Here is an 11591-nt window from a genome sequence, read left to right as displayed (position 1 = left end):
AATGTTATGCCTTGCATGACGGATTACGAGACATTCATTGTTTCTTATGGCACAAATGTCATTAAATTGATTTTTGAACCATAACAAGGTAAGTCATTGAGGGAATTCGACGTGCGGAAAGTCTTTTCTTCCCTTCAGCTTACGGTTTGCGCGTCTCGTCTAATCCGTTCTACGAGTCTCATGCGATTCAAGATCAGAGCCAGCCGAGGCGCTTACAAGCGCCATATACGAGGTACACGCCAAGGCCGCAAACAAAAAGGCCAAAGATGAGGCGGAGCATCTGCCCGCTCATTTGATTCGCGAAGTAAGCGCCAAACCATGAGCCAATAAACATGGTGGCAGCCAAAATTACGGCTGCTCGAATATCTACATTTCCATGCCGGTAATACTCGAAGGCTGCAGCTAAACCGATGGGCGGAAGCAGCACCGCAAGTGACGTTCCCGTAGCCATGTGTTGAGAGAAACCGGCCCAATAAATCAATGCGGGTACGATAACAATGCCTCCGCCGACGCCGAAAAGGCCGGCCGCAATTCCAGCGATGACGCCGATAATTACATGTATGAGCCATAGCGGCATAGGGTTCTCCCTTCTAACAATATTGCGGTACTAAATGTCCCGGCAAAGAATAATGACTGGATAACGGGCAGCCTACTTTGAATAATGAAATACTATGCTTCAATTCATACATAAGATCGGACTACTCATGGGATTGCCTAATAAAATCGAGCAACGACAGGTTTAAAACATTCCCGCAAAGGGCCGAACCCAGACCCATTCGCCGGCCAAAACACGGTCTCTGTCATGCTCTAAAATGATAAATGCATTGGCCAAACTCATCGAACTTAGCATGCCGGAGCCTTGTAGGCCGGTGGTTCTGACTGTCCACTCACCCATGTGATTTTGCTCGATAATGCCGCGCTGCACTTCGGTGCGGTCCGGTTTTTTGCGCAGGTTTTCCAGAGTGCGGACCTGGAAAACCGGGGCGATCGGTTTGTGGGTGACGCCGAGCATTTTTTCGAGCGCCGGCAAGACCAAAATATAAAAGGCCACCATCACCGCCACCGGGTTGCCGGGTAGACCGAAAAATACCGCACTCCCTATTCGGCCGAAGGCGAGAGGCCTTCCGGGTTTGATCGCGACTTTCCAGAAGCCGATGTTTCCCGAGGTTTGTAGGGCAGTCTTGGTGTAATCGGCTTCGCCGACCGAGACGCCGCCGGTCGAGACGATGACGTCGGCAAAGCTGCCGGCTTGTTCAAAAGCATTCAGCAGCGCCTCGGGCCTGTCTTCGACGATACCGAGGTTGATCGCTTCGATGTCGGGGCGGTCGAGCGCAGCGAGCAGGCTGTATCGGTTGCTGTCGTAAAGGCCGTCAGGCGCCGTTGTTTGTCCGAGGCTGAAAATTTCGTCGCCGGTCGAAGCGATCGCGATTCTGAGCTTGCGGGTCACATTGATTTCCGGGATGCCCATCGATGCGATCAGGCCGATGTCGGGCGGAGTCAGAAATTTCCCCGGATGCAGGATCGTTTGCCCTTGATTGATGTCTTCTCCTGCCTTGCGCACGTTCTGGCCTGGCTTGTGGCGGCTGTCGATAACGATCGCACTACCTTGCAATTCGGCATGCTCCTGCATGATCACCGTGTCGAGCCCTTCGGGTATTACTGCTCCGGTCATAATGCGCAGGCATTGTCCGCGGCTGACGGTTCCGTGGAAGGGTTCGCCGGCGTATGCCTTGCCCGCAATGTCGAAAACCCGCGTGCCTGCCGCGGGCAAATCGGCGGAATGAATGGCATAACCGTCGACGGCGGAATTGGTATGTCCCGGCACGTTGAAACTCGCGGTCACTGCTTCGGCTAGCGTGCGGCCGCGCGCGCTCTCGATATTCACGCGCTCGTAAGCCTTTATGACAGGCACGCCGACCAGGATGCGGGCCAGCGCTTCGTCGAGCGGAATCAGGCCGGGTTCGTTGATGTCATTGCAACTGGGTTGAGTCGTGATCATTTGCGTGTGCTGGGTCCTGTAATCGGGATGCCGTTGCTCATGAAGCTTAAAAAATATTCGAGATTGCGGAGGATAGCGCTTTGCGCAGGTTGCGCTTCGGCTTTGATTTGCGACAGACATTCGCGAAAGCGCCGGTGCAGCGTGCCCATCTCTCCCCATTTTAACCGATAAGTCGGCCAGTTGCCGGTGTGGCCGAGCGAGGCGCTGAGGATTTCCGAGCGGATGCGTTTGCCGGCATTCTGCACATGACAGGTCGCGCAGGCGAAATTCAGTTGGCCTTGGCGCCGGTAATAAAAATCCTTGCCCTGTTGATAGGCCGCCAAGGCGCGCGGGTCGTCTTCGGGTATGACGATCTCGATCGTTTTACCGCGCGAGGTATAGGCCATATAGGCCAGCAATTGAGTGATGTCGCCTTTTTCGGCGTCCAACAATTGTTCCCGGTTGCTTTCTCGGCAATCGTTCAAAGCCTTCGCGAGGGTGACGGCTTCGCCTTTATCCTTGTCCCATTTTGGATAACGATGCGCGATGCCGATCCCGTGGTTCGGAAAGCAGTCGGCATAATGGCGGCCTGTTTTAGGAAATGGCGCGCTGAACAGCTTTTCGCCTTGATCTATCGCATCTTCATAAGGCGGAAATTCTTCGATCGCAAGCCAGGACTCGCGTGCGACCGGATCGATCGCATAGATGCCGTTGGCGTAATCCTGCAATTGCAATTGCGGGAAAAGTTGGCGGTAATGTTCTCTGAATTGTTGTTGATCTTGTTGCGGGCCTGCTTGCAAGGGGAGAGAAGCTAACAAAAGCGGAGATAGCAGCAAGGCGCAAGGGGCTATCGAAGGGTACGCTGCGCGTACTTTTTTAAGGCTTTGAACACACGCAAAAATCTGAAAAAGGTACGCGCAGCATACCCTGTAGTTATTTGAGAACATGCTCTTCGCTGTCTTTATTGGCGAGGTTGTCGAGCCATTCGATTTTGATTTTGTCGCCCGGCTCTCCGCCTTTCAGCATGAACGCAAAATAAGGGTCTTTCGAAATGCTTGCGCCCATTTGGCAGTTCACGATCACTTTGCCGTTATGACTCAATGTCAGTTCCTGGATATGATGCGCCGGAATCAACTGATTCGTCTTAGGGTCCTTGTTGCGGCCGGTTTCCATCGGATGCGTGATCAGCATTCTGATCTGGGTCTTGTCGTCGATGCGTTTGGCGCGAATTTTGATGCTCGACATCTCAGCCTCCACAGCCGCCGATCGTGACTTTGACTAATTGTCTGGCGCTGTATAAACCGCTGCCAGTTTCCGTGATTACAATCACCTCGGAGGTTTCGGCCATTTTTAAGCGTGCCGAAATGAAAGGATCGAGTTCGGGCGAAAGTTCGAAGCGGGCTGCCAGCGGCACCGGGTTTTTCGCAACCAAAATCGATACGGTGCGCACATCGGGTAGGGTGCTGCTGACCGTGATCGGTACGACCGCGCCGTTTTCGGCGATTGTCGGAATTTTGATTGCGATGTCTTTGCTGTCGGTGATTTTTTGATCCTTGAACAGATGTTTCAAAGTATCTTCGAGCGGACCTTGTTTGAAGTTTTCGGCTTGCCATTTGGCGAAGACGCTAAACGGTGCTAGCCAGCCCAGGGATGAAGCCAACGGATAGGTGCTGAAAGTCAGCGCTTTTTTGATGAAGGATCGGCGGGTTTCGGTCATGGTAGGCTCCATAGATAATCGACAACCTGATCGATTTCCTCGGCGCTCAGGATGTTGTTCTTGCCGAACGGCGGCATGCTGGTTTCGGGATTGAAGCGCGTCGCATCGAAGATTTGCTCGCGGAGTTGCGGTTTGTCCTTGAAGCGATTTCTCAACACAACAAGAGGCGGGCCGATGTTGCCGGGTGATTCGCCGTCGTCGATCGCATGACAGGCCAGACAGTTGCCTTTATTGCGGTCGAAAGCCAGTTTTTTGCCTAAGCTCAAACGCTCTTGAGGGATTTCAGCGACTTCGGCGCAAGCAACCAGGAGTCCAAGCAAAATCGGCAAAAAGCGTTTCATCGGCGGGTTATTGGTCGAACAGCCGCAGATAGGCGCGGGTAGAGACTTCCGGTTCGCGGTCGAAAATGCCGCCGATTACGGCCAGCAGGTCGGCGCCGGCGGCAAGCAATTGCGCGCCGTTTTCGGGTAAGATGCCGCCAATCGCGACGACCGGAATCGACAGCGCCTGTTTGGCTTGCCGAAGCGTATCGAGTTGGGCGGGGGCGGCCAATGGCTTCGAGTTCGAAGGAAAAAATCGCCCGAAGGCCGCATAGGTAGCGCCGTGTGTTTGAGCTTCCAGGGCTCGATCGAGCGAGTTGTAGCAGGAGAGGCCGATGATCGCATCTGCGCCGAGCCGCTCTCTGGCTTCGCCGATATGCCCATCATCCTTGCCGAGATGCACGCCGTCGGCGCCGGCCTGCAAGGCCAGTTCGACATCGTCATTGACCAGCAGCGGGACATTATGCCGGTGGCAGACTCTGACCAGTTCGCGGGCCAGTGCCAGCGCGTCGCGCGGATTTTTGTCGCGGTATTGCACGACGGCCGTGCCGCCGCGAATCGCCGCCTCCACTTCGTCGATCACGGTACCCTGCGATTTATGATCGGTTTGAGTAATCGCGTACAGTCCGCGCATCGGAAATTTCATACTCCGGCCTCCATCCAGAACAGTCGGTCCGGATTGTGCTGTCCCTTGCCGGGCAGATAACTGTGGTGCAGTGCATTCCAAGTATATTCTTGCGCTTCGCCGATCGACTGCGCCAGTGTCAGCCCCTGTGCGATCAAACCGGCAATGCTGGCCGCCAAGGTGCAACCGGAGCCGTGGTAATTTTCAGGCAGACGGTCCCAGTGATAGGTTTCCAGACAGCGGCGATCATGATACAGACGGTTGCTGACCTTCGGTGTGGTTTCATGGGTGCCGGTAATCAGTACATAGCCGCAGCCTTTGTCGAGCAAGGCCAGTCCGCACTGATCCAGATCGTCAAGCTCGGCCAGTTTGCGGGCTTCGTAACTATTCGGGGTCAGCACGGTCGTAAAGGGCAGCAGAAGATCGACGATTGCATCGAGCAATTGCCGATCCGCCACCGCCGCGCCGCCGCCTGCCGCGAGTACCGGGTCGAGCACGACCGGGATGTGCGGATGCTCTTGCAGTATCGCATGGATCGCCGCGGCGGTTTCGTGATGGCCTATCAGACCGATTTTGAAGGCTTTGACGTCCAGGTCCGCCAGTACGGTGTTCGCCTGGTCGATAATGTCGGCGGGATGTTGCGGCAGCAGTTTTTTGACATTGCGAGTGTCCTGCTCGGTCAGCGCGGTGATGACGCTGGCGGCATGGCAGCGGTGGCTGACCAGCGTTTCGATATCGGCCTGCACGCCGGCCCCACCGCTCGGATCGTGGCCGGAAAAGCAGAGAACGACAGGGCGTGTGATCGGCATTGTGATGTATTGAAGGTAATGCTAAATAAATCATTTTAACCTGAAAATCGAGTGAGCGCTGGTTCGATCATGCTACGTTTTGTATTCGGCGCAGTCATTCCTACGGATTTTTTATGAGGACAGCGTCGGAGGGATAAGTCCAATACTTTGGCAGCTTAGCGGATGCGCTAGGCTTATCCACGCTGCACGCCGTTTTCCGAAAACTTGACTGTAGAAGTATGATAGAAGCTTAACTGGAGGAGTTCTTTGTTCATCGCGCTCCCGCCTCGGTCAAGCCCAGACCGCCGGTCAGCATTTTTGGATGATTCATGGCTTTACATATCAGGAAAATTGCGTACAATAGGCAGATTAAATTTTTGAATTAAATGTTTTGAGGAAAACTTTAATGGTAACCATCCGCCTTACTAGAACCGGCGCAAAAAATCGTCCTTTTTATCATGTCATCGTCGCCGACAGCAGAAGCGGCCGCGACGGTCGTTATATCGAGCGTGTCGGCTTCTTCAACCCATTGGCGCGCGGTAGCGAAGTCAGGCTGCGTCTGGACAGCGAGCGTGTTGAATACTGGAAATCCAATGGCGCGCAACCTTCCGACCGTGTTGCGAGACTGATCAAAGACGCTGCGAAGGCAACCGCCTAATACAGGTTTTGACCAAAGAACACGATAACACCGTCGACGTCGGTAAAATCTCCGGCGTTTTCGGAATTAAAGGCTGGTTAAAGATTTTTTCTTACACCAGCCCGAAGGAAAACATCCTGAATTATTCGCCTTGGCTGCTGATAAAAAAGGGTGAGACGAAGATGGTCGAAGTCGTCAGTGGTCATCAGCAGGGCGGCGGCATCGTTGCTCAGATCAAGGATGTGAACGATCGCAATCAGGCCGAAACCTTGGTCGGTTGGGAGATTTTCATACACCGCGAGCAACTGCCCGCAACGTCCGAAGGCGAATATTACTGGTCCGATTTGCTCGGACTGGAGGTCGTGACGACCGGCGGCGTGGTGCTAGGTGTGGTGGACAACCTGCTCGAAACCGGCGCGAATGACGTGTTGATCGTCAAAGGCGAACGCGAACGTGCGGTGCCGTTTATCAAGGGCCAAGTGATCGTCAAGATTGACCGCGAAGCCGGCCGAATTACGGTCGATTGGGACCCTGATTTTTAAACGCCGGCATGCGTTTTGATGTCGTCTCGATCTTCCCGGACATGGTCGCCGCAGCCGCAAGCTATGGCGTGACCGGCAGAGCCATCGAACGGCAACTGGTCAGTCTGAACGTATGGAACCCCAGGGACTATACCGAAGACCGGCACCGGACCGTCGATGACCGGCCTTATGGAGGCGGTCCGGGCATGGTGATGAAATACCCGCCCCTGCATGATGCGGTAACGGCGGCTAAAGCGGCGGGTGCAAGCCTCGCCAAAGTGGTTTATTTAAGTCCTCAAGGCAAGTTATTGACCCAGGAAATGTTGGCCGAGGCCAGTCAGCTCAGTCAATTGATTCTTGTCGCAGGGCGTTATGAAGGCGTTGACGAACGTTTCGTCGAGCTCGATTGTGATGAGGAATGGTCGCTCGGCGACTATGTGATCAGCGGCGGCGAGCTAGCGGCTTTGATCGTGATCGACGGCATTACGCGCTTATTGCCCGGCGTGCTGGGCGATGAAGCCTCCGCAGAGCAGGACTCGCACTGGAACGGATTGTTGGATTGTCCGCATTTTACCCGGCCCGAGCATCTGGATGGCTATCCGGTGCCGAAGGTGTTGTTGGGCGGCAATCATGCCGAAATCGAGCGCTGGCGGATGAAGCAGGCGCTCGGCAGAACCTGGCAGAGACGCCCGGACTTGCTGGCAGACAAGCAGCTAAGCCCGGAACAGCAAGCCCTGCTGAATGAATTTAAAATTGAAGTTGATGTTTATTAGGTGTGGTAATGAGCAATATTATTGAAGCATTGGAAAAAGAACAATTAAAACAGATCCCGGACTTTTCGACCGGCGATACCGTGGTCGTACAGGTCCGCGTCAAGGAAGGCGAGCGTGAAAGAATCCAGGCGTTCGAAGGCGTCGTGATCGCAAAGCGCAACCGCGGTTTGAATTCTGCATTCACCGTCAGAAAAATTTCGCACGGCACCGGCGTCGAGCGCGTTTTCCAAACGCACAGCCCGTTGATCAGCGAAATTCAAGTCAAGCGCCGCGGCGACGTACGCCGGGCGAAGCTGTACTACTTGCGTGATTTGACCGGTAAGGCAGCGAGAATTAAAGAAAAGCTGTAAGAAGTTTTTCGCGGAAGAAAAAAGGCGGCCTTGGGCCGCCTTTTTTTTGCCTGGCATAATGAGGGCGGGTTTTTAGCTTCCGTAGGATTTGTCGACTTAGGGAGGATGTCCGGAAAGCCGGGAAGGGTGGAAACGTGCTTTTCGTGCCCACGCTGAACGGGTTTACAATGCCACAAGCGGGACGGGGTTTGCAACCCCGTCCCCAACGGTTCTACAATGCCTGAGCTTAATGGCCATGTTTAATGAATGCAAAACGTCCGGACGGGGCAACATGCCCCGTTCGACGGCGGTCGCCTTTTTTTTGATTGCTTTTTTGCATCGATCCATTGTGATTGATTTGTCTATGGTGGTTTGCTGTGCGAAACCACTCTTCGAGCCAACATAAGCTGCTATATTTACTGGACCCTGTCTTATTCTTGAATTGTTTTTGGTCAGCCAGATAAATGACTGTAATCTCATTATTGCCCGGACAAAATATATCTCTCCCGGGCGGGACGCCGCTGTTAATCCGTTTTGATGCGCTTAAACCTCATCCAAGCTATGAAATCGATAGTTGTGCGTTCGCTCTCAACCGGCACGGTAAAGTGCGCAGCGACGCCGATTTTGTGTTTTTCAATCAACCCGTATTTTGTGCTGGGGTCCTACAGAAGCAGTCTTCAGAGCATGAATTTTTCGTCAATCCGCAATTACTCCCTCCGGATGTCAATCAGGTCGTTTTTTCGCTGAGTATCTACGACGGTTTGAGCAAGAAGCAAAATTTTTCCGTTTTATCCGCGTGTCGCGGCGATGTAATCAATTCTATTAGCGGGGAAAAGATTGCTGAGTTTGTCTTAAACACCAAGGAAATGACCGAAATAGCGTTACTATTTTTCACGCTATATCTGAATAACGGCCAATGGAAGTTGAGGGCGCTCGGGGATGGTTTTAACGGAGGGCTGGATGCGCTGGCCGCTCATTTCGGCGTGGACGTCAGCGAAGGTGAAACCAAACCGTCTCAGCCGGCTGGCAGTGAAATTGCAGCAGAGATTGACGAATCTGATGTAGGTCGGAACGGGCAATCCAGTAACTGTAGCTCAAAATCGATCCATAAAAAAAATCCGCTCGAAATTGCCAAAGACCTCCATGCAGCATTGATCGGAGCCAGTGAAACCATTCCAATGGCGGAAATTCCCAAACAGAAATTGGTCGAAATTTCTGAAGTCACAAAAAAAATGATTGCGGTATTGGAGCATATTCATAAGTCAGTCGTGCCACTCGATCTGACCAGTGAGGATGGAGTTTTCGTTAATAATCTGGTGGTATGGAAAAGTTTGCAGCCCGGTTATGTTTTAAAAAAACACATTCAATTTCAGCGACTTTTGAAAAATTCCAAAACGCTTGGGATCTTGCACAAAAACGCGATCGACATTCTATCGGTATATAAGTTTTCAGATCTTGAAATTAACTTGTCATATAAAATTGGCGATTTTTTCTCGGCCAATTACCCTTTTTACCAGGCATTCAAAGCCTTGATCACGCAGAACCAATTGGGGCCGGCCTGCTTGACCGCACGCGTCAAAGAAGCCGTCGAAATCAACGACTTTCTACAAAGCCTTCAAAAAGCCGGTGTAATTGCTCCTTTCCAAATACAATTATATGTTTTTAATAGTAAAGAATGGGTAAATACTGATGTCGGAAAGCTTAGAAGAATACGCTCTCAAGAAAACAAAATACGCTTCAATATCACGTTGATCGATCCGACAACTCACCGAGACCTGATTACCGGGCACTGGTTCAACGCCTTTGCCTACAGCATAATTTCGGACCATCTAAGTCGGAATCAATTACTGCACGAAATCTACTCGCGTGTCAGTTATCAGTCGCCGTCGGAAATTTTCAAATCAAAAGGCGATTTCGATATTGTCGCTTTGGCGGGAAAAACCATTTTGGCAGTTGAGTGTAAATCAGGCAATTTGAAAGAAGCTTTAAATGTTGATCAAATGATCGATAAAATGAAAGGGCTGGAAAAAGTCTTTGCGACCGTCGGTTCGATGCAATATCAGTATCAATTTTTAATGATTTATAATCCTTTTGCGAGCATTGATCAAGCTATCCTAGATAAGCTGTCCAACGCTGGAGTCAGGCCTGTGATGCCTAGCGAGATTCGGGGGGTGATTTTTAATCTTTTCAGTAAGTAGCCCGAATGAAACGCAGCGGAATCCGGGGAAGCGCTGATATCGATGCGTTTCATTCGGGCTACACGCTGCGGGTTGGATAGTCAGGTAGGGTCGGCACGCGCTTTTCGTGCCTACGCGGAACGGATTTGCAATGCTTGAGCGGGTCGAGGTTCGCAACCCCGCCCCTAACGTTTGGATAGCCCTCGCAAACGAGAATTATCAAGATTGTCCATGCCTCTCCAATGGACGCCGACGGGATGAATATCCCGTCCGGCCGCAGGATTTTATCTCCGATAGGGTCAGTCGGCTGAGTAAGGATACCAAAAAAATTATTGTGATGAGTATTGTTACCTATTTTTGTCGTAGACGGGTTATGGGCCGATCTTGTGGACACATAAGGTGGCCGAATCATTAGCAGTTAATGAATGATGTCTTGCAAAGCGATCGAGATTAAACCTTTCTAAAGAATATAGATCACTCACAAAGTGAGTATCCGTATGACCGAGAGGGAGCGTAAAACGCTCATCGATTTTTCAATTGAAGCGCAATAAGTAGATTAGGGAGGCTTTTTAGGGTATTACCGACTACTTACATGTTTATAAACTCAGCCATGGCAAAGAGTTGATAAACGACTCAATTCCATCAAATATGCGAGGAGCCTGTTATGTTTAGAAAGTACAGCTTTATCCTAATGCTGTCCATATTGGCAATGCCGGCATTTTCAGCGAATTCCGAAAAATCTTCTGCTTACTCCAAGGGGGTAAAAATTCTTCTCCAATTTCACACTATGTATGGGGTAAATGAGCCGTTTTTATCGCATAATCCTTCAGTTGATAGTGATCCCACTGTCAGGGGAATACTCGGCGATTATCAACCCTGGCAGATTGCCAAATCTGTCGATGGGAAATTGTTTTCGAACGGAAAGCTGATTATTAACATCAAAGGACTCATTTTTAATAATCCGCCGCCAGCTAACAATGATAACGATGAAGACCACTTTCGAGCACTCGTGAGTTGTCAAACTGCTTCCGACGGTGCAGCTTCCCCTTTCTCCACTTTTATCACTGGTCCTTTTCCGGTCCACAAACCTATCGGCAAGGGCAATGCCAATATCAAAGCACAAATTAATCATCTTCCCAATCCGTGCTTGGCACCTGTCGTCATGATCTTAAATGGCGACCATAATGAAGGAGATGTGTGGTTTGCCGTGACCGGCAATTAAACCGGCTATCCGTTAACAATGAATCGGGTAGGGTGGCACGCTTTTCGTGCCTACCCTACATTTAATGGCTTTTGCTATAATCAAAATCTGATTGGTAACTGCATTTAGTTATGTCACGTTATTGGCGCGCCGATATTCCGGGGGCAACTTACTTTTTCACGATGGTCACCTATCGCCGCCGCTCGATTCTTTGCAATGCTGCGGCATTGCGCGATGCGGTTAAAACGGTTCAATCGCGTCATCCTCACCATCGATGCGTGGGTTTTACTGCCTGACCATTTGCACTCTTTGGACATTGTCGGCGGGCGACGCCGATTATTCAATGCGTTGGAATTCGATCAAACGCAGGGTGTCTTTGGCTAGTGCTCATCATTATCACCGGACGGACTTGAACCGCCCTGGGTTTGATGGAGGCTTCAACTTTTGAGAAGATGAAGCTATGAAAGAGAAAACCACAAACCATTATTCACCCGAATTTCGGGAACGAGCGGTTCGCTTGGTGCG

General features: G+C 51.4%; 14 protein-coding genes. 6 read left to right on the top strand and 8 right to left on the bottom strand.

Translation table 11 applies throughout. From position 1 onward, the window contains the following. Window positions 1-193 precede the first annotated feature (193 nt). From U2W12_RS01495 to U2W12_RS01460, 8 genes are all read right to left on the bottom strand, one after another. Complete coding sequence (locus tag U2W12_RS01495) at window positions 194-577, bottom strand: sulfite exporter TauE/SafE family protein (protein WP_326498905.1); 384 nt, start codon at window positions 575-577, stop codon at window positions 194-196. 162 nt (window positions 578-739) lie between these two features. Continuing rightward, a complete protein-coding gene (gene glp, locus U2W12_RS01490) occupies window positions 740-1999 on the bottom strand; it encodes a gephyrin-like molybdotransferase Glp (protein WP_326498904.1) in 1260 nt (419 codons plus the stop codon). Continuing rightward, window positions 1996-2778: a sulfur oxidation c-type cytochrome SoxA gene (gene soxA, locus U2W12_RS01485; protein ID WP_326498903.1), complete on the bottom strand. Its 783-nt coding sequence runs from the start codon at window positions 2776-2778 to the stop codon at window positions 1996-1998. Before soxA ends, glp begins: the two co-directional genes overlap by 4 nt. A gap of 133 nt (window positions 2779-2911) precedes the next feature. After that, the gene (gene soxZ, locus U2W12_RS01480; protein ID WP_326498902.1) at window positions 2912-3223 is read right to left on the bottom strand and encodes a thiosulfate oxidation carrier complex protein SoxZ; all 312 of its coding nucleotides are present in this window, start codon (window positions 3221-3223) and stop codon (window positions 2912-2914) included. Between the two features lies 1 nt (window position 3224). Further along, on the bottom strand, window positions 3225-3695 hold the full coding sequence (gene soxY, locus U2W12_RS01475) for a thiosulfate oxidation carrier protein SoxY (protein WP_326498901.1): 471 nt from the start codon (window positions 3693-3695) through the stop codon (window positions 3225-3227). Further along, window positions 3692-4036, bottom strand: coding sequence for a sulfur oxidation c-type cytochrome SoxX (gene soxX / locus U2W12_RS01470; protein ID WP_326498900.1), 345 nt, complete (start codon window positions 4034-4036; stop codon window positions 3692-3694). Before soxX ends, soxY begins: the two co-directional genes overlap by 4 nt. A 7-nt stretch (window positions 4037-4043) precedes the next feature. Next, window positions 4044-4661, bottom strand: a complete 618-nt coding sequence (gene thiE, locus U2W12_RS01465; protein ID WP_326498899.1) for a thiamine phosphate synthase — start codon at window positions 4659-4661, stop codon at window positions 4044-4046. Beyond that, on the bottom strand, window positions 4658-5449 hold the full coding sequence (locus tag U2W12_RS01460) for a hydroxymethylpyrimidine/phosphomethylpyrimidine kinase (protein ID WP_326498898.1): 792 nt from the start codon (window positions 5447-5449) through the stop codon (window positions 4658-4660). Before U2W12_RS01460 ends, thiE begins: the two co-directional genes overlap by 4 nt. 385 nt (window positions 5450-5834) lie before the next feature. On the opposite strand from U2W12_RS01460, the gene rpsP reads away from it, so the two are divergent. From rpsP to U2W12_RS01430, 6 genes are all read left to right on the top strand, one after another. Continuing rightward, entirely contained in the window at window positions 5835-6086 is a 252-nt protein-coding gene (gene rpsP / locus U2W12_RS01455; RefSeq protein ID WP_326498897.1) for a 30S ribosomal protein S16, read from the top strand. 8 nt (window positions 6087-6094) lie between these two features. Continuing rightward, window positions 6095-6607: a ribosome maturation factor RimM gene (rimM, locus tag U2W12_RS01450; protein WP_326498896.1), complete on the top strand. Its 513-nt coding sequence runs from the start codon at window positions 6095-6097 to the stop codon at window positions 6605-6607. An 8-nt stretch (window positions 6608-6615) separates the two neighbouring features. Continuing rightward, window positions 6616-7359: a tRNA (guanosine(37)-N1)-methyltransferase TrmD gene (gene trmD / locus U2W12_RS01445; protein ID WP_326498895.1), complete on the top strand. Its 744-nt coding sequence runs from the start codon at window positions 6616-6618 to the stop codon at window positions 7357-7359. An 8-nt stretch (window positions 7360-7367) separates the two neighbouring features. Beyond that, complete coding sequence (gene rplS / locus U2W12_RS01440) at window positions 7368-7709, top strand: 50S ribosomal protein L19 (RefSeq protein WP_326498894.1); 342 nt, start codon at window positions 7368-7370, stop codon at window positions 7707-7709. Between the two features lie 443 nt (window positions 7710-8152). Then, complete coding sequence (locus tag U2W12_RS01435) at window positions 8153-9886, top strand: TerD family protein (RefSeq protein WP_326498893.1); 1734 nt, start codon at window positions 8153-8155, stop codon at window positions 9884-9886. A gap of 643 nt (window positions 9887-10529) precedes the next feature. Then, a complete protein-coding gene (locus U2W12_RS01430; protein ID WP_326498892.1) occupies window positions 10530-11087 on the top strand; it encodes a hypothetical protein in 558 nt (185 codons plus the stop codon). Window positions 11088-11591: the final 504 nt, after the last annotated feature.

The sequence above is a fragment of the Methylomicrobium sp. Wu6 genome, from assembly GCF_035916875.1.
In the GTDB taxonomy this organism is placed as follows: Bacteria; Pseudomonadota; Gammaproteobacteria; order Methylococcales; family Methylomonadaceae; genus Methylomicrobium.
Note: the sequence above shows the minus strand (reverse complement) of the source record. Positions and strands in the feature narration are given on the sequence as shown.